The 19,666-nt window shown below is 34.5% G+C and carries 17 protein-coding genes; 6 read left to right on the top strand and 11 right to left on the bottom strand.

Translation table 11 applies throughout. The features are described 5' to 3' along the window. Positions 1 to 103: 103 nt before the first annotated feature. From FLAK523_RS04690 to bioB, 3 genes are all read left to right on the top strand, one after another. Positions 104 to 1,033, top strand: coding sequence for a bifunctional riboflavin kinase/FAD synthetase (locus FLAK523_RS04690; protein ID WP_248907041.1), 930 nt, complete (start codon positions 104 to 106; stop codon positions 1,031 to 1,033). Between the two features lie 121 nt (positions 1,034 to 1,154). Beyond that, positions 1,155 to 1,592, top strand: coding sequence for a hypothetical protein (locus FLAK523_RS04685; RefSeq protein WP_248907039.1), 438 nt, complete (start codon positions 1,155 to 1,157; stop codon positions 1,590 to 1,592). Positions 1,593 to 1,696: 104 nt separating this feature from the next. Beyond that, positions 1,697 to 2,782, top strand: a complete 1,086-nt coding sequence (gene bioB / locus FLAK523_RS04680; protein WP_248907037.1) for a biotin synthase BioB — start codon at positions 1,697 to 1,699, stop codon at positions 2,780 to 2,782. 100 nt (positions 2,783 to 2,882) lie between these two features. On the opposite strand, the gene FLAK523_RS04675 is transcribed toward bioB, so the two are convergent. Further along, entirely contained in the window at positions 2,883 to 6,494 is a 3,612-nt protein-coding gene (locus FLAK523_RS04675) for a T9SS sorting signal type C domain-containing protein (protein ID WP_248907035.1), read from the bottom strand. A 327-nt stretch (positions 6,495 to 6,821) separates the two neighbouring features. Then, positions 6,822 to 9,164, bottom strand: a complete 2,343-nt coding sequence (locus FLAK523_RS04670; protein WP_248907033.1) for a T9SS sorting signal type C domain-containing protein — start codon at positions 9,162 to 9,164, stop codon at positions 6,822 to 6,824. A gap of 263 nt (positions 9,165 to 9,427) precedes the next feature. Between FLAK523_RS04670 and FLAK523_RS04665 the strand changes: the two genes are divergently transcribed. Continuing rightward, complete coding sequence (locus FLAK523_RS04665; protein ID WP_248907031.1) at positions 9,428 to 9,901, top strand: regulatory protein RecX; 474 nt, start codon at positions 9,428 to 9,430, stop codon at positions 9,899 to 9,901. Positions 9,902 to 9,937: 36 nt separating this feature from the next. Here the strand turns inward: FLAK523_RS04665 and FLAK523_RS04660 are convergent, their stop codons facing one another. The 7 genes from FLAK523_RS04660 to FLAK523_RS04630 all read right to left on the bottom strand — a co-directional run bounded on the left by FLAK523_RS04660 (position 9,938) and on the right by FLAK523_RS04630 (position 16,870). Then, a complete protein-coding gene (locus tag FLAK523_RS04660; protein ID WP_248907029.1) occupies positions 9,938 to 11,092 on the bottom strand; it encodes a beta-ketoacyl synthase N-terminal-like domain-containing protein in 1,155 nt (384 codons plus the stop codon). Positions 11,093 to 11,322: 230 nt separating this feature from the next. Continuing rightward, a complete protein-coding gene (bioA, locus tag FLAK523_RS04655) occupies positions 11,323 to 12,594 on the bottom strand; it encodes an adenosylmethionine--8-amino-7-oxononanoate transaminase (RefSeq protein WP_248907027.1) in 1,272 nt (423 codons plus the stop codon). A gap of 42 nt (positions 12,595 to 12,636) precedes the next feature. Next, the gene (gene bioD / locus FLAK523_RS04650; protein WP_248907025.1) at positions 12,637 to 13,254 is read right to left on the bottom strand and encodes a dethiobiotin synthase; all 618 of its coding nucleotides are present in this window, start codon (positions 13,252 to 13,254) and stop codon (positions 12,637 to 12,639) included. Between the two features lie 55 nt (positions 13,255 to 13,309). Then, positions 13,310 to 13,930, bottom strand: coding sequence for a hypothetical protein (locus tag FLAK523_RS04645; protein WP_248907011.1), 621 nt, complete (start codon positions 13,928 to 13,930; stop codon positions 13,310 to 13,312). Continuing rightward, the gene (locus tag FLAK523_RS04640; RefSeq protein ID WP_248907009.1) at positions 13,920 to 14,423 is read right to left on the bottom strand and encodes an RNA polymerase sigma factor; all 504 of its coding nucleotides are present in this window, start codon (positions 14,421 to 14,423) and stop codon (positions 13,920 to 13,922) included. The genes FLAK523_RS04645 and FLAK523_RS04640 overlap by 11 nt, the downstream gene beginning before the upstream one ends. A gap of 7 nt (positions 14,424 to 14,430) precedes the next feature. After that, a complete protein-coding gene (locus FLAK523_RS04635) occupies positions 14,431 to 15,306 on the bottom strand; it encodes a TraB/GumN family protein (RefSeq protein ID WP_248907006.1) in 876 nt (291 codons plus the stop codon). A gap of 409 nt (positions 15,307 to 15,715) precedes the next feature. Then, positions 15,716 to 16,870 (bottom strand): pyridoxal phosphate-dependent aminotransferase family protein, encoded by a 1,155-nt coding sequence (locus tag FLAK523_RS04630; protein WP_248907005.1) that lies wholly within the window; start codon positions 16,868 to 16,870, stop codon positions 15,716 to 15,718. A gap of 114 nt (positions 16,871 to 16,984) precedes the next feature. Between FLAK523_RS04630 and FLAK523_RS04625 the strand changes: the two genes are divergently transcribed. Beyond that, positions 16,985 to 17,458 (top strand): DUF2975 domain-containing protein, encoded by a 474-nt coding sequence (locus tag FLAK523_RS04625; RefSeq protein WP_248907003.1) that lies wholly within the window; start codon positions 16,985 to 16,987, stop codon positions 17,456 to 17,458. 2 nt (positions 17,459 to 17,460) lie between these two features. Further along, positions 17,461 to 17,670 (top strand): helix-turn-helix transcriptional regulator, encoded by a 210-nt coding sequence (locus FLAK523_RS04620; RefSeq protein ID WP_248907001.1) that lies wholly within the window; start codon positions 17,461 to 17,463, stop codon positions 17,668 to 17,670. A gap of 115 nt (positions 17,671 to 17,785) precedes the next feature. Here the strand turns inward: FLAK523_RS04620 and FLAK523_RS04615 are convergent, their stop codons facing one another. After that, positions 17,786 to 18,067, bottom strand: coding sequence for a F0F1 ATP synthase subunit epsilon (locus tag FLAK523_RS04615; protein ID WP_248906999.1), 282 nt, complete (start codon positions 18,065 to 18,067; stop codon positions 17,786 to 17,788). A gap of 74 nt (positions 18,068 to 18,141) precedes the next feature. Further along, positions 18,142 to 19,653: a F0F1 ATP synthase subunit beta gene (gene atpD / locus FLAK523_RS04610; protein WP_248906997.1), complete on the bottom strand. Its 1,512-nt coding sequence runs from the start codon at positions 19,651 to 19,653 to the stop codon at positions 18,142 to 18,144. Positions 19,654 to 19,666: the final 13 nt, after the last annotated feature.

The following is a 19,666-nucleotide window of genomic DNA, read 5'->3' as shown; positions in this document are numbered from 1 at the left end:
CTTTTTTAAATAAACAGTACTAATATCTATATTATTTCGATTCCTCATACCAATATAATTAAAATAGATACTATAAATTTGCACAATCTTAAAACAACAACTTTTGAAGATTTTCAACTCAATAAACGATTTTAGTTCTAATAAAAAAACGATCCTTACACTAGGAACGTTTGACGGGGTTCATATTGGTCATAAAAAAATACTGGAAAAACTGATACAACAAACAAAGGACGAGAAGTATGAAAGTCTTGTGCTTACATTTTTTCCACATCCAAGAATGGTTCTACAAGAACAATCAGATATTAAATTGTTAAACACAATTTCTGAAAAAATTGAGTTATTAGAAAATATCGGAATTCAAAATTTAGTAATTCATCCTTTTGACGAAAAATTTTCGAGATTAACAGCGGAAGAATTTGTAAGTACCATTCTTGTAGATCAATTCCATATTCATAAAATCATTATTGGCCACGATCATCGTTTTGGAAGAAACCGAACAGCAAATATTGATAATCTAATCGAATTTGGGCAACACTACGGATTTGAAGTAGAACAAATTTCAGTACAGGAAATTGATGCTATTTCAGTGAGCTCTACAAAAATAAGAAAGGCTTTATCAGAAGGGAATATGGCATTAGCCAATGAATACCTGGGATACGACTATTTTTTTTCGGGTACGATTTTTAAAGGAAAACAACTTGGCAGAACCATTGGGTTTCCAACTGCAAACTTAAAAATAAAGGAAAGTTACAAATTGGTTCCGAAAAACGGTGTTTATGTTGTAAAAAGCGAAATCAACAACAAAATAGTTTTCGGAATGATGAATATTGGCTATAATCCCACTGTAGGTGGACAAGACCTATCAATCGAAGTGCACTATTTTAACTTCAATTCAGATCTTTATAATCAGGAAATATCGGTTTCATTATTGCATTACATTCGACCAGAACAAAAATTTGATTCAGTTGAATTATTAAAAAGTCAACTACAAAAAGATGCCGATTCAGCAATTTCTTACATAAACAAACTTTAGCAATTAGTACACTAATTCTTAATGAATTTCGTTTAATAATACACATATTTTACGTAACTTTGATATGTTAGTCTTTGAATACTAAACAGTTCCGTTTATTAACTCTTTTAAAACTAAGTGTATGAAACTACCTAAAGAACTATACAATGGAGGTATTATTTTTATCGGGATTGGTCTTTACTTTTTATTAATGGAAGTATTAGGTCTTGCTGATCTGTATTATTTACGGTTATTAAACATACTTTTTGTTTTTTACGGAACTAACAGAACCCTTAAATCTAATTTTAAGGAAGGTCAGATCGTCTTTATAACAAACGCTATATCTGCATTGCTTACTTCGTTAACCGGTATATTTTTAAGCACTATAGGTTTAATAACATACAGTTATGCAATGGGTGGAGATTCTTATGTACAATCCCTTTCAGAGTCTTTTTTGTTCGCAGGAAGCCCATCAGTAATGAGCTACAGCATTTCCATACTTATTGAAGGCATAGTATCCGCGGTAATAGTCACATTTACATTGTTACTGTTTTGGAAAAGTCGTTATCCTTCAGATTAACCCTAACTCTTTTTTAAAGTTTTTTGGTTTCACTTAATTAAACAACAAGACTTTGTTACATTAGAACAATTTGACTACTTTTGGTGCATTAAAAAATCGCATCAATGAGCATTACAAAACACGATTGGTCTAAAGAAGAAATAATAGCCATATATAATAAACCTATGATGGATTTGCTTTATGAAGCAGCCTCTATTCATAGAGAACACCACGATCCTAATGTGGTTCAAGTATCAACATTATTATCTATCAAAACGGGTGGGTGTTCTGAAGATTGTGGGTATTGCCCACAAGCGGCTCGATACCATACTGCAGTTGAAGGCAATGATTTGATGTCAGTAAGCCAAGTAAAAGCACAAGCTTTGAGAGCAAAATCAGGCGGGTCTTCTCGTGTATGCATGGGAGCTGCTTGGAGAAACGTTAAAGACGGACCTGAGTTTGACCAAGTTCTAGAAATGGTTCGTACCATCAATAAAATGGACATGGAAGTATGTTGTACACTTGGAATGATTACTGAAAACCAAGCTCAACGTTTAGCAGAAGCAGGTCTTTATGCTTACAATCACAATTTAGACACGTCTGAAGAATATTATAAAGAAGTAATCTCAACAAGAGGATTTGAAGATCGTTTGCAAACAATTGAGAATGTTCGTAAAACGAATGTTACCGTTTGTAGCGGAGGAATAATAGGTATGGGAGAAAGTATCGAGGATAGAGCCGGAATGCTTGTAGCGCTTTCTACTTTAAACCCTCAGCCAGAATCTGTACCAATTAATGCTTTAGTTCCTGTTGAAGGAACTCCAATGGAAGAAGAAAAACCAGTGGAAATATGGGAAATGATAAGAATGGTAGCCACTACCAGAATCATTATGCCTGAAACACAAGTACGACTATCTGCAGGAAGAATGAATATGAGCCGTGAAGGACAAGCTATGTGTTTCTTTGCAGGTGCTAATTCAATTTTTGCAGGAGACAAATTACTTACCACTCCAAACCCTGATGTAAATGAAGACATGAAAATGTTTGAAATGCTAGGTTTAAATCCGCAAAAACCATTTACAAAAGTGGTTCAGCCAAAAACAGTTGAAGCAGAAGATTCAGAATTCAAATCTTTAGGAGAAAAACCAAAATGGTCACGCCCAGGACACGCAATCGAGCGAAATCTTGAAGCTTCTATGAAAGGAAAATAGATATATTTTACATTTATAATTTCAAAAAATCCCGTCTTGTTTAAATACAAGACGGGATTTTTTATGACTTGAATCCGCCATCCTTAATACAATAGAATTCTCAATAGACAATTTTTTTCGAAACCATTTGACCGTCTTGGAACATAACTTTAACCAATAAAACATGTTGATTTACCATTAAGTTCGGGATTTTAAACGATGTGTTATTTATATCCTCCTTTTCATAAAGTGATCTTCCTAATAAGTCATAAACTACTATTTTGTTTATTATTCCAGCTGATGAATGTATCTTTATTTCCTTATTCTTATTAGATATTAAAACACGATTATCCTGCATTTCAAAATCACTGTTCCCAAAAGTCTTGTTGGTATATCTCAAAACAAATCGGTCATTGAAGACCCCTTTATCAGTAGAAAAATTATATGCCGTCTTTTTCAAATTGTGAATAATGTCTAATTTTTTATCTTCAAGAAAAATTTCCTGATCCATTAGCAATCCATCTACTTGATCAATATCAATGAAAAAAGAACCTTCAATTGTTGAGCTATATCCTAAATTAATTGTGTCTGTTTCATCAAATGGCAAAGCTCTCCCTTGGATAACTAAATTCTTATCTTCATTTACAGTATAAAAATCAATAAATTCATTTCCGTCAAAACTCTCCCCATCATAAGTGTGATCATAACCATTAGTAGCGCCCGTTATATAACCAATTAATGTTTGCTTAAATGCACCCTGACTATTAGTTAAATTCAACCATAACCTATGTTTTTCAATTTCACTACCGGTTTTTGAATTAGAAACAGTCTTAAAAAACTGAGAGTTGTTACCCGTTATCGATCCTACACCTACCCTCATATTGTTATTAAATACAATATTTCCACCAGCTTTACTTGTAACAAAAAAACCTTGACCTGAACCAATTTTTCCTGAAGGAATTAAGCCTAAATCAGGATCAGTCGGGTCAGTAGGATGCCCAGGATCGCTTTTAGCTGATGTTCCCACACCTACACCGCCAGTTAAATTGTAAGAAGCGTAATCATTTGAAGTATAGGCGTAGGCCCCAGAACCAGCTGTACCTGGAGCAATATTGTCTCTTAATTGAATTGCAGTATTGTGTGTCCAAAAATATAGTGTCCCATCTAAAACTGCATTATTTGCGACTATAAATGAATCTGCATCTAAGGCAGAAGGATATGGATTTCCTAATAAGTAAGATGATTCAATTGTAGTGTTTACAGGAATGTTTACTGTTCCGTTATGTGGCTCCCCTCTAAAAGGAGCAACATGAAACCCCGGAGGATTGGGAGCGAAAAATTCAGGACCACTTATTATGTACCCGATACCCGCTGACATTATAGCAGCTGTGCTTTCCCGTTTCCAGTCATCAGCCACCGGATCAAATGAATAAAAATTACTTGAAATCGTATTTGGCGAGACATTAAATAGGGTTTGATTTTTAACAGGAGAAGACCAATAAGTATAATCATTATTAGTGATACCAATTATTGATCTTTTATAAGTTATAACACCAGAATTAGGTACATCATTAATTTGCACAAGACTAGATGTGTTTTCGAAAGTAAGTGAAGCTCCTCCGGATACTGTAACTCCATCAGTTATTTTCAAAGTATGTCCTGAATTAATTGTAACGACTCCAGAATTCACTTGACACGAACAAGCTTCCATATCTCCTGACGAAGTGTAAGTTCCATTAAAAACAAGAGCTTTAGTACTTGCCGGAGGGCCATTTGTCCATACACTGCCATTCCAAATTGCAGCGTCTGGAACAGTCATTGTAACGATATTCGAAGTGGCCGGGCTTCCTGTTATGCAAGATGATGCAATGGTTGTCATAACACAAGTAACTACATCCGAATTTGACAATGATGCATTTGTAAAAGTTACCGAATTAATTCCAACATTCCCTCCATTTAATTTCCATTGATAAGCTGGTGTTGTCCCTCCATTAGTTGGGGTAGCTGTAAATGTTACTGATGTACCTGAACAAATTGCTCCCAAAGGTAAAGCAGCAATACTTACACTTGCTGGTAAATTTGGATTAACCGTAACCGTAGCGCTTCCTGAAATTGCATTGGAGCAGAAAGCCGTACTTTGATAGGTCGCACTTACTAAGTTATAAACAAAAGTACCTGCAGCACTTGTTGCAACCGGTACATTTGTAGTCCCTGATACAGTTCCACTTTTAGCAACAATATCTACAGTTTGAAGCCCCCCATTATTAATAGTATAAGTTACCGTTAAACCAACAGTCTGTGGGTTAGTAAAAGTTACATTTGGAGGTGCAGCCCCAACACATACACTTGTAGCGCCACTAATCGTAGCTGTAGGCATTGGACGAACAATCAAATTAGCCCCCGAATCCCCAAAACTAGAAACAAGTGAATTTGTACAAGTGGCATTAGATATAGAAATTAAAGTATAACCTGCATTAGATGTAGGATTGCCTCCTGGAATAAAACTAAAATTATCTTTAGATGTTACTGAAACTGTATATTGAATTGAAGTAATATCATTCTTATAAGTTATACTATATGGCGTGGAATATGTAGTGTCATCTGCATCAAAAGTCAATTGTGGACTTCCACCAGTACAAATGGTAGTTGCCGAAAAGCCATTAACAACATTATTGGGTAAAGCATTAACCGTAACAACTGTTGCTGATGACAACGCACTTTGACAACCGCTTGAATTAGTAACTTGAACGGTATAACTGCCCGCTGATGTTGGGTTTATACTCTGTGTAGTTGCTCCTGTTGACCATAAATAACTAGTTCCTACAGTTGAAGTTAAAGTTACACTACCTCCTGAGCAAAAAGTAGTTGAACCTACAGCTGTGATTGTTGGAGTTGGAGGCTTTGAATTGACAACAACATTTACTGTTTTCATATTTGTATAATCCGAAGAAGACCCATATTTTGCTGTTACCGTAAGACTAGCCATATAATTCCCCGAAAGGGCATTTGCTACACTAACATTTTGAGTTGAAGCTGTAATTGGACTACCAGACGGCGGTGTTATTGACCAAAGATAACTTACGATTGTCCAACCCGTATTTGAAATCGCTCCTGAAAAATTTATAGTCCCATTTTCACATAATGGGGAATTCGTAGAAATAATTGTATTTAAAGTACCTCCACTTGTCATAACTTGAGAAAAGTTTAGGATTCCTCCGCCACCCGTACAAACAGCATATATAGACAGTCCAATATAAATATCCTGATTATTACTACAATCTCCTGTAAGACCACCTGTTGAAGTTAATAAAGATGCATTAACCGGTAATGATAATTTTACTTTGTCAATAAATTTAATAGTTGCTCCCGATGAAACAATAATACTATTTGTAAGTAATGAAAATTCAACTTGTGATGAGTTTTTTCCAGTTAAGATCAAAGTCCCATTAATTGTAACTGTCCCCATTGTTTGTGTTGAAATACCAGTGTCACCAATAGTTATAGTATTTCCTGCCTGAATCAAAACCGAACCAGTTCCAGTAAATTGCCCTGGAAATCCTTGCGGAGATGTCCCTGAGGGTGCTACCCAAAAACTTCCATTATAATATTGCCAGCTTGATAGTGCAGACCATAAACCCGAAGATGTGTTAGAGCGATAATCCCCAAGACTTTGAGATAGAACTGTAATACTTGATAAAACTAAAAAAACTGTTAGAAGTAGTTTTTTGATCATACTTTGTTAACATTTATAATTAAACATTTGGTTGATATCAAAATAAAAACCTCACACACAACAAAGTACAAATTTAATATACGCAACGCCGTAGAAAGTCGTCAAAATGCAAGAATATTCGTTATAATCGCATTTTTAAACTTGCATAACACACTTACAGTCAAAATCTTATTCCCTTTTAAAAAAAATATTTACAATAACGCAAAATTATTTATTGTACTTATTATATAACAAAGGAAATGCAAACTATTATGACTTTTCGGAATAAAAAAACCATCTCAATTTAATAAGATGGTGTAATTATATGTTAGTATAAGTAAGCGGTGTCTAATAAATAATCTTTGTCGTGGATAATTGCCCGTTTTTCAATATAACTTTTACAATTAATGTCTGATTGTTTGATTTCAAATTATTAATTATCAGATTGCTCCCCTCTATTTTTTCATTGCGATAAACTTCTTTCCCTAAAAGATCATAGACAAAGACTTTTTTCATTGTTTCTCCAGGAGAATGTAAAACTATCTGTTTGTTTTTAATTGAAACAACTACGCTTTTATCCGATGATAAATTAGCACTTGCAGGTAATGAGTTGTTTTTATAACTCAAGACAAAGCGATCTTTAAACTCCCCTTTTTCAGTGGAAAAACTATAAGGAGCTGCTGTTAAATTTTGAAATTTGCTTGTTTTTTTATCTTCTAAAATCACATTTTGTTGAAGTAAATCCCCATCAACCTTTTCAACACCAATAGAAAAAAAGCCTTCAATTTCAGTTTTATAACCCAGGGAAATTTCGTCTGTTTCATCAAAAGGCAGCTGTCTGCCTTGAATTACCAAATTTATATCATTTTGAATGCTATAAAAATCAATAAATTCGTTACCGTCAAAACTCTCGCCATCATATAAATTATCATACTCATTAGTGGCACCTGTCAAGTACCCTATTAACGTTTGCTTGAATGCTCCTTGAGTGTTCGTTAAATTAAGCCAAACGCGGTGTTTTTCATCTGTTTCTGCAATTTTATTGTCGCCTTTTATTTTAAAAAACTGATCGTTAGTTCCAGTGATGCCACCAACACCTACCCGCATACTATTATTGAAAACAATATCTCCTGATGCTACACTAGTGACAAAAAACCCTTGTCCTGAACCAATTTTACCGGTAGGAACTACACCACCACTATCGGCAACGGTTCCAATCGTTGAAACAGTTGCTACCCCCCCCGTTAAATTGTAAGTTGCATAATCATCCGAAGTATACAGATTATTAGTAATGGCTGTATTGTGTGTCCAAAAATACAGGGTTCCGTCTATAACGCCACTGTTTGCATTTATGAATGAATTTGCATCCAATGCGGAAGGATAGGGACTCCCTATTAAATGGGAGGATTCAACGGTACCAGTCGTTACAGGGATAGTAACGGGACCATTATTTGGCACCCCTATAAAAGAAGCTTGATGAATTCCTGAAGGAGGATTTGGAGCAGGAAAAAACTGAGGCCCTCTAATGATATACCCCTTCCCTTTAATCATGGTGTTTGTTGAACTTTCTAGAACCCAACTATCAGTAGCCGCATTGAAAGAATAAAATTTATCTAAAGCAGTATTAGGCGACACATTAATCAAGGTTTGTGGAAAAACCGGAGAAGACCAATAGGTGTAATCCAATTTCCTGATAATTGATGTTTGTCGTTTATATGTAATATTTCCTGAATTAGTAACGGCATTTATTTGCACTAAACTTGCATTGTTTTCGAAAGTCAAAGAACCACCGGATACCGTTAAGCCATTCGTCAGCGTTAAGCTATGATTCGGATTGAACACTACATTCCCTGAATTTACCTGACAAGAACAGCCAACAAGATTTGAAGTTGAATTAAAATTACCGGCGAATATGATGTTTTTATTAGTAGGACTTCCATTAGACCATGAAGTCCCGTTCCAGGTTGTTGTAGCATCTATCGATACTACAACCGCTTTGCGAGGGGTAGTTGTGTAAGTAACACCATAAGTAGCATCAACATAATATGTGGTAGTAACTGAAATTGCAGGGGTAGTGAAAGAGTTTCCTGTAAAAAGTAATACCCCACTAGTTAGTGAGTCATACCAATTAAATGTAGCTCCTGTTGAGGGTGAAGCAGTCGCCGTGAAAGTAAAACTTACTGGCGCAACACAAGAAGATGCCGAGGAAGGAGTAACAGATACCGGATTATAACCTCCTTGAGCCACTAATTGAGCAAAGTTAAAATCGGCTCCAGCTCCTCCATTACAAGACGCTATTAAATCAGTTCCTATATAAATTCTTTCCGAAGCATTACAGCTACCTCCTATCAAAGTCCCATTTCCTTCAAAAGAAATTGAAGACCCTGCCGCAAGAGTTAAACGATTATTTCCGGAAGAAAAATCAATAGAGGCATTATTTTTAACAATTAGATGAATCGGGCCTAAACATGTTAAATTTAATGCATTATTCATATTTAAAACAGTGGCACTCGTCCCGTTACCAATATTTAAAATACCATTACAAGCGATAAGGGTAGGAGAAATGCCGCATGTTAAAGCGCTTGCATTTGTTGTAGTTGCAATAGTACATTGCGCATTTACAATTAAAGGAAAAGCGAAAAACAATAATAGTAAGAAAAAATATCTTGATTTATGTAGAAGTGTTTCCATGACTTTTTTTATTGAATTAATAATAAAAACAAGCAGGTTAATCCGTTGAATTTCAAGATCATGATAGGCTATACAAAGTTAAAAAAAAATTACTGTAAAGACATAAACAAACTGTCAAAAACACTCTTAATCAGCTTATTTTGTGCGATTTAAGTCTCGTTAAAATATTAAAATCGCTTACGAATACAATCATTTAATTTTTCTCATAAACAACTGAATATATCCAACTCTAATTCTTAATTTCGGTCACAAATTCAAACCCGATGAACGACGTATATTCTATAAAAGATGCCTTACATAAAATAGAACATTATTGCGCGTATCAGGAGCGCTGTCATGAAGAAGTTGTACATAAACTTCGAAGTATGAAAATGGATTCAGATGAGATTGACGTGATTATTGCAAGACTCATATCTGACAATTTTCTTAACGAGGAGCGTTTTGCACGCAGTTTTGCACGCGGAAAACACAGGATAAAACACTGGGGAAAAATCAGGATCACTAACGAATTGAAAGCCCGAAAAATTAATAAAACACTCATTACCATTGCGTTAAAAGAAATCACTCCTGAAGAATACGAAGAGACTTTTCATATGCTTGCCGAAAAACACTGGGATTCGATTTCGGAAACCAATAGTTTAAAAAAACGCAAAAAATTCTGCGATTACATTTTAAGACGCGGTTTTGAAAGCAATTTGGTTTACGATAAAGTGAAAGAATTAGAAAATAAAAAATAGATATTAAACACGAAGCTACTTCCTTCTGTTTTTCTATTACAAAGACAACAAAACACTTACTGCATTTCCTCCAAAACCAACTGCATTTACCAATACTTTCTTAATTGGTCTAGTTTGCTTTTGTGCTGTCGCAAAAGGGACTCCGACGAACGTATTGTGTTGCATCATCATTATGGCCAACTCTACACTTAACATACCGGACGCGCCAAAAGTGTGACCAATTTTCCATTTGTTAGTCGTCAATAATGGCAGGCTTTCGCCAAAGGTTTTCTCAATAGCTTTAAACTCAGATAAATCTCCTTTTATGGTTCCTGGCGCATGCATCACAATTGCATCAACTTCAGATAAAGTAGTGTTTTGCAAAGCCATTGCCATTGATTTTTGGAAACAAGTCGCTTCTGCCGAAATCGAAATATTGTGCTCCAAAATCTCGGTTGCATACCCAATTCCTTCTATATAGGCGAGTGCATTTTCTTTTTTACCAATTTCCATACAACAAACTGCCGCTCCTTCCCCAAGCACCATCGTGTTTTGGTTTTTTTCTAAATCGAAAGCGCGATTAGGCCATTCTTCCTCATTTTTAGAATAAATTTTTAAAGCACGCATTTGAGCAATCGTAAAATCAGTCAATGGAGCTTCACTTCCTCCAATAAGGAATTTATCTACCATTCCCGCTCTTAACCAAGCCACGCCATTTAACAACGCATGTAAAGCCGTTGAACAGGTAATTGAATGTGATATTTCAGGCCCTGAACTTTGTAAATCATGGGAGATCCACGAAGAAATATTCCCTAAAGTTGTGGTGGGTGATGCTAGAGTTTGCGCTTTCCCTGATTCTAGATATTCTTGATGGTGTTTTTCGAATAAATCAGTGGCCCCTCTCGAAGAACCAATATTGATTCCGAATACATCGTTTTGATTCCAACCTGATTTCAAAATTACCTCTCTTGATGCTGCCATAGCATACAGCACTGAATTGTCTAAAAACTTATACTTGTTATCGGATTGTTTTAAGGATTCAATTATCTCTTTCGAATTTGAATCTAAACTAGCAACAACCGTGTTTTTATGATCTAAATCTTGTTTAGTGAAATAGTGATTTCCGTCCAGATAATTATTCCAAATCGTTTCGGAATTATTCCCTAAAGGAGAAATCGATGCTATTGCAGTAATGGAGATTATTTTGGACAAAATGCTATTGTTTTTTAAAACCGAATTTCACTAATTCGAACTAATTATTAAAGTGCAAATTTAAGAAACCATTCTGCCTTCAAAGGATACAAAGCGGATTCTTTTTCGAAAAAAATTATGCGAATTCATACTATTTGTGTCATTTCTGACTTTTAATCATCAAATGACTTTAGAGCTACTAATAATCCAGAAGCAATCCCTTAATAAAGTCATGTAAAAAATTTCAAAAACTAAACTATTTCAAGAGCTTCTTCGATAACTGAATAAATTTTTTGCAATTGAACATCATTAATTACATAAGGTGGTAAAATATAAATTATATTCCCAACAGGGCGAAGAATAACCCCGTTTTCAATGAAAAAATCATAGAGCTTGTTCCTTAACGAACCATAATAACTCTCGTTACTTTCAGTTTTAATTTCCAGTGCAAAAATCACTCCCAATACACGAGTGAAACGTACCTTTGGATGCTGATTTATTTTTTCTTGAAAACTAAGATGACATTGATTTACCCGTATAATATTTTCTTGCATTTCTGGAGTTGCTAACAACTTTACACTGGCCAATGCAGCTGCACATCCAGTAGGATTTGCAGTAAATGTATGTCCATGAAACAATGCTTTATTGATATCATCATCGTAAAAACCATCAAATATTTCTTGGGTAAAACTTGTAATTGCCATAGGAATAGTTCCTCCAGTCAATGCTTTTGAAAGACACATCATATCTGGCAATTCCTGAAGATAATCGCAAGCAAAATTTCTCCCTGTTTTACCAAAACCCGTCATCACTTCATCAGCGATAGTAAAAACTTGGTTTTCTTTACAAATGGCAATAAGTTTATCTAATTCGGACGCTTCATACATCACCATTCCAGCAGCGCCTTGTACTAAAGGCTCGAATATAAAAGCAGCAAATTCATTCGTTTTAACTAATTTTTCCAAAGCATCGATACTCTCTTGCTCCTTTCCTTTTACTGGAACTGGAATCCGAATCACTTCAATCATGGAATCTTTAAAAGCTTCGACGAAAAAAGAAATTCCGCTGGCCGCCATAGCTCCAAAAGTATCACCATGAAAAGCGTTTTCAAAAGCAATGATCTTTGTCTTTTTCACTCCTTTATTATAAAAAAACTGCATTGCTACTTTGATTGCTATTTCAACCGAGGTTGATCCATTATCAGAGTAGAAGAGTTTTTCTTGATTTTCAGGCAATATCTCCATCAACTTTTCCGAAAGTAATACAGCCGGTTCATGCGTAAATCCACCAAAAAGCACGTGTTCTAAAGTGGTTAATTGCTTATAAATAGCTTCGGCAATTACATTGTTACTATGACCAAAAGGATTTACCCACCAAGAAGCTATTGCATCGATGTATTCTTTACCGTTTTCATCCCAGAGCAATGCTCCTTCGCCTAACATTATTGCAATATGCGATTGAGCAGTTTTATGCTGGGTATAGGGATGCCAATTGTGTTTTTGGTCTCTTTGTGATAAGTTCATTTTTGATTAAGGATTTAAGAGTTAGGAATCGGGATTTAGAAATTACAACTCTAATAATCTTTCTCTAAACATAGCTGCATACTCTTTAATTACATTTTGATCAAAATAAGGTTCTTGCTCTATTCTACCAATGAAATTAACTCCGGTTTTAGCAAGAATAATAGATTCGGTTGCTTTATTTTCTTCACCGCTAAAAACGATTCCAGCGATAGTGATATTTCTGTTTTTCAAAGATTCGATAGTCATCAAAGTATGATTGATGCTGCCTAGATAATGACGAGAAACTACAACCACTTTATAGTCTGACTGAATCAAGTCAATCACGCAATCCGTATTGTTTATTGGCACAAAAACTCCGCCTGCTCCTTCAACAACCAAATGATTATTGGTTTCCGGTTCCGTTATTTTATTTAAGTCTATAGTGACTCCATCGAGTTCCGCGGCATAATGTGGACTTGCGGGAGTTTTTAAGGCGTAACTGTTGTTATGGAAAACGGTTTTGGAATTAGAAACATACGATTTCACTTTGATAGTATCTGAATTTTCCAGATCTCCAGCTTGAATGGGCTTCCAATAATCAGCCTCCAGTGATTCTACAATTATGGCTGATGCAATGGTTTTCCCTACATCAGTACCAATTCCAGTAACGAATATTTTCATAATAATTAAATTAGAGTACAAAAGTAAAAAACCCATCGTTAAGATGGGTGATTTATTATTCTTCTTTTAATTCGTCAATTACTTTCTTAATTTGTTTGGCATATTTCCCATAATAAAAATTAACCCAAACTTCAGTCATAAGCCCAATAAGAAGTATTAAAACAATAAATATTAGTATCAATATTGCGAGAGGAGAATTATCAATTGAGTCGTTAATAAGATAGAGCTCTAAAATAGACGGAGATTTAGAAATTACAAATAAACATCCAGCCACTAAAGCAAAAGGGATCAAGGAATAAGTAAACGATTTATACAACTCCATATTTAATTTTATATCAAAATAGGTTTTATATAAATTATCCTTAGTATCCAATGTATTATTACTTATTCGTCTATAAAACAAGTATAATTTAATTAAATAATAAATTGAAGTAGCGACTGCAATTCCGTAAAACAAATAAAAAACAGTATAATATTTGGGCAACAAATGTTGCAATTGTGGTAAGAAACCTAAAAGAATCATTGTTGGAATTTGAATGAAAAATTCGTTTCTTAAGTTCTTTCTGATCGCATCAACAGGCATATTGGCTGATTTGATTTTATCTAAGTTGGAAGGGACTTCCACATTTTGAGAATTATCATTGTCCCATGCTGATTGTATATCGTTAAAATCCATATCCTTGATTTTTAATTATTTCTTTTAATTTTTCTTTTGCTCTATTTAATTTCACCCTGGCATTCCCTTCCGAAATACCTAAATTATCTCCTATTTCTTTGTGAGACAAGCCTTCAAGTTGATAAAAAATAATAGCCTTATCTATTTTTTCTAAATTTCGAACCGCTTTATAAAAATGCTCAATTTGGCTTTCTTTAATTTCCGAATCATCACTTTCTTCTTTAATATCAGTTGACGATAATTCATAGCGATCTACTTTCCTTTTTTCTTTTTTTAAAAATACAATCGCTGTATTAATTGCTACCCGATACATCCAAGTCGAAAATTGGCTTTCGTTTCTAAAAGAATCATACGATTTCCAAAGTTGACAAACAATCTCCTGAAACAAATCCTGTTGATCATCATCATTGTCCATGTACATCTTAGAAACTTTATATAAAATCCCTTTGTGTTTTTCAATCCGGTTTAAAAATTCTGGTTCTTTTTCTTTCAAAACAGTCTTATTTCATAATCGGTTTAACGCTGTAGCCTTTTTTTCTCAATAAATTTATCACTCCTTGCTCCCCCAATAAATGAGCAGCTCCTACTGCAAAAAAAGTAGTTTTATCTTTCATCATATCAGGCATTTTTATAACCCAGTTTTCATTTCTTACGTCTAGCATCCATTTTTTTGTGTTTTCATTCATCACTTTTGGAGACGTAATATCTTTATATAATTCCGGAAGATTTTCCTGAATATAATTTTGAACCAGCTTTTTTGTGTCTTCATCAGTAGATTCCTGTAACATTGTAATCATCTCCGCATCAGAATAAGCTTTGCTTAAAATATCCATTTGTGAATGAAGCGTTTCAAAACCAGCGACACTTTTATTTGACCCTTTTGCCATTCCAATAAATTCCATTTCGTATATCTTTAAGTCTTCACACCCAAAAGATTTCATGGTAATAAAACTCATTACTGACAACATACTGAATTTATCGACTTGTTTGACCGTCATTCCTGTCTTCTTTTGTAATAAAACATCAAGGTCATTCAATTGTTGTGGGCTCAATGTTGTACTTAATGGTTCTTTCCCGAATGCTAGTTGTTGGGCAGCATTCATTTCATTTGGGTCTGATAAATTAACCTCTAAGACTAAATTATCAGAAGCAGCAAAAGCTTTTTTGGTTTTATCTGACAAAAAATAATCGTTTCCACAAATCATGTGAACTGTTCCGTATAAATAAGAAGATTTTGACAATCCATTTCCTGAAATTTCCCATAACAGCGATTTTTCATTTGAACTAACTGAAACTCCTTTTTTTGCTTGTGCAAAAACTCCGTTGGAAATTAATACTACGGCTACAACTGCTACTGTTTTGAATAATTTTTTCATAATAATTTGATTTTTGGTTTAATGATTGATTTTTGATTTGATGATTGAAACCCGATGGAATTAGTTACTATATTTTGATCTTAAAGCAGATGGATTTCCTGTTGCAAGAAGACAAATTATAATCAGGAGTAATGATGAGTCAATATTTGGTTAATTAAAAAGATACTCCCTAACAAACAAAGCTCCCAATATAAACGAACTAATAAAAATTACAATAGAGCCAAAATAGTTTCTTTCTCTACCTTTCTTTGCTGTTTCTGTTTTCATAATTATGTTGTTTAACTTGATACTACTCGTAAGTAATAAAACAAGTAAAACGTTACAAAAAAAATTTAAGCATTTTTCATAACGTAACAAAAACAGGGGTTTACACGATAATTTTTTTCGAATAAAAGAACAAAAAAAAAGTCTATTGAAAGAGAAACTTGCTCAATAAAGCTAGAACTTCGGTGATTTCTTCTTTAGAATTAAAACTATGCAAACAAAAACGAAGTCGTTCTTGTCCTTCGGGAACTGTTGGTGACAAAATGGCCTTGACATCAAAACCTTTATCCTGAAATAGCCTTGAAATGGACTTCACTTTTTCATTTCCAGGAATTATAGCCGATTGTATGGCCGATTTAGAACGGACAAAAAGTGGTTTTAATCCCAATAAATTCTTTTCCTGATTGAAATGAACGATATTCTGGCGGAGGGTGTCAATTGCTTTATCCTCTTTTTCTAAGAATTGGTAAGCAATCAATATCGTAGCAACTGAATGTGGCGAAAGACCAGTTGTATAAATAAAGCTTCGCGCAAAATTAACCAGATAGCTTTTTAGACCCTCACTTCCCAATACCGCCGCTCCATGGCATCCTAATCCTTTACCAAAAGTCATAATGCGGGCGAAAACCTTATCCTGCAAATGTAGCATTTGAACCAGTCCTTCCCCTTTTTCTCCAAAAACTCCCAGCGCATGTGCTTCATCAATTATTAAATGAGCCCCGTATTTTTCTGAAATGCTAACTAGCAATTCCAATATAGGACTATCACCATCCATTGAAAAAACACTTTCAGTAACGATATAGATCTCATTAATTGACGAATTAGACTTAGCGGCAACTATTCGTTTCTCTAAATCTTCATAATCATTATGATTAAATCTATAGGATTTAGCGTTACTCATCAATATTCCGTCCCTAATGGAAGCATGACTTAATTCATCATAAAGAATAAGGTCGTTACGCTGCGGCACAGCGCTAAAAAACCCAACATTGGCATCGTAACCCGAATTAAAAATTAAAGCGGCTTCAGCCTTATGGAAATGAGCAATGAAACTTTCGGCTTCTTGATATAGTATATGATTTCCAGATAACAAACGGGAGCCAGTTGCGCCGTTTTGAATAATGTAGTTATCAATTAAAAACTGATGTGTTTTATGGAATATCTCTTCCGACTTTGATATACCTAGATAATCATTCGACGAAAAGTCAACTCGGGAGTTGGGTTCCGTTAGTATTCGCAAGGCATTGGCTTGAATACGTTGATCGAGTTTATTGGATAAAGAAGTTGGTAATTGTTTCATACTGTGCAAAAGTAAGTAACTTTTATTTGTTCTGATTCAAATATAATTATTGTTATTTGATTTTTAATTATCGTTTATCAATAATTATTGTATATTTGAAAAAAATATTATGTTATGAAAAAAATTATCATTTTAAACTGGGTATTAAAAATATTCATCGGAATATTAATATTAGCAATCCCTATCAATGAGTGTTTACGATACAATATGTCTAACGAAGCTTTAACTTTAATTTATAAGGACTCCGTTTTCGGTAATTACAGTCCGTATATTATGCTGTTAAGAATTTCTATATTAATTATTGCATTACTTAATATTCAAAAAGGGCTGCAAGGATTTATTAAAGATGGCTATTTTAATTTCAAAAGCTCAGAAAGATTTAAAATAAGCGGCTACTTACTGCTAATAATGAGTATTATTGGCATAGCGATAGTCTTAATGTGTATGAAACAATCATCTGAAATCGAAATATTATCAGATATCATAATATACTTATTGTTAATAGCGATAGCTATTGGTTTATTAGCTTTTTCAGACGTTGTTGTAAAAGGAAATATACTAAAAACAGAAAATGATTTAACCGTATAATTATGGGCATAATAATCAACGTAGATGTAATGTTAGCCAAACGTAAAATGCGTTCCAACGAATTGGCGGAACGCATAGGAATCACCACAGTCAATCTTTCCATCTTGAAAACCGGAAAAGCAAAAGCGATTCGATTTTCGACTTTGGAGGCCATTTGTGAGGTTTTAGAATGTCAACCTGGTGACATAATGGAATATGTTAAAGATTTATAAACACGACAAACCCCTTCAGAGTTTTGAACCCTGAAGGGGTTAATAAAACGTGCAATTGAAAACAAAAAAAACGTCAAGCAAGGCTTGACGTTTTTCTTATATAAATTAAAATGTATTAATCTGCTAAGACAATAACTTTATTGTCTTTCATTTCAATAGTTCCTGAAGAAATGGCAAGAGTATAATTCTGATCGTTTACTTTCGAGAATAACCCTGCAGTTTCTTTGTTAAACTTAAAACTTGGTGCTGTAAAACTTACAGTCCCCTTTTGAAGTAGCGAAACTATTGGCGCGTGATTATTTAAAATTTGAAAACTTCCGTTAACACCCGGTACAGATATTGAAGTGATTTCTCCTTTGAATAAAGACGCTTCTGGTGATACAATTTCTAATAACATAGTTATGAGTTTTGAATTATGAGTTATGAGTTATTCGAAAAATTGATAACTCATAACTCATAACTTATAATTTTTTAGACTTCTGCCAACATTTTTTCTCCAGCTTCGATAGCTTCTTCAATAGTACCTTTAAGGTTAAAAGCTGATTCTGGCAAGTGATCTAATTCACCGTCAATAATCATGTTAAATCCTTTGATAGTATCTTTGATATCTACTAAAACTCCTTTTAATCCTGTAAACTGTTCCGCTACGTGGAAAGGTTGAGATAAGAAACGTTGAACACGACGTGCTCTAGAAACTGATAATTTATCTTCTTCAGATAATTCTTCCATACCTAAAATTGCGATAATATCTTGCAATTGCTTGTATTTTTGAAGAATTTCCTTCACTCTTTGCGCACAGTCATAATGCTCATTACCAAGAATTTGTGGTGTCAAGATACGAGAAGTAGAATCTAACGGGTCAACCGCTGGATAAATACCTAGCTCTGCAATCTTACGAGACAATACAGTTGTTGCATCAAGGTGAGCAAACGTTGTTGCTGGTGCCGGGTCAGTTAAATCATCCGCAGGTACGTAAACCGCTTGTACAGATGTAATAGATCCTTTGTTAGTAGATGTGATACGCTCTTGCATCGCTCCCATTTCGGTAGCTAATGTTGGTTGGTATCCTACCGCAGATGGCATACGACCTAAAAGTGCCGATACCTCAGAACCTGCTTGTGTAAAACGGAAGATATTATCAACGAAGAATAATACATCTTTACCTTGGTCAGTTCCTGCTCCATCACGGAAATATTCAGCGATAGATAATCCTGAAAGTGCTACACGAGCACGAGCTCCAGGTGGCTCATTCATTTGTCCGAAAACGAAAGTAGCTTTAGACTCTCTCATTCCTGGTAAATCTACTTTAGATAAATCCCATCCTCCATTTTCCATAGAGTGCATGAATTCATCCCCGTATTTTATAATTCCTGACTCTAACATCTCACGAAGTAAGTCATTCCCTTCACGTGTTCTTTCCCCTACTCCTGCGAATACTGAAAGTCCACCGTGACCTTTTGCAATATTATTAATCAACTCCTGAATCAATACAGTTTTACCAACACCAGCACCACCAAACAATCCAATTTTACCCCCTTTTGAGTAAGGCTCAATTAAATCGATTACTTTAATACCTGTGAATAAAACTTCAGAAGAAGTAGATAGATCTTCGAATCTTGGAGCTTGACGGTGAATTGACATTCCGTTTTCTCCTGTTTTTGGCAATTCAGGTAAACCATCAATTGCATCACCAATTACGTTGAACAAACGTCCGTAAACATCTGCACCAATTGGCATTTGAATTGGATTCCCTGTCCCAACTACTTCATAACCTCTACTCAAACCATCTGTTGAGTCCATCGAAATGGTACGAACGGTGTTTTCACCAATGTGAGATTGTACTTCTAGTACTAATAAAGTACCATCTTTTTTAGTGATTTCTAACGAATCATAAATTTTTGGAAGTTCAACATCTTTACCGTTGAAAACTACATCAACTACTGGACCAATGATTTGCGCAACTTTTCCTATTACTTTTGACATTACTTATGTGTTT

The organism is Flavobacterium sp. K5-23 (genome assembly GCF_023278045.1).
Lineage (GTDB): Bacteria > Bacteroidota > Bacteroidia > Flavobacteriales > Flavobacteriaceae > Flavobacterium.
Note: the sequence above shows the minus strand (reverse complement) of the source record. Positions and strands in the feature narration are given on the sequence as shown.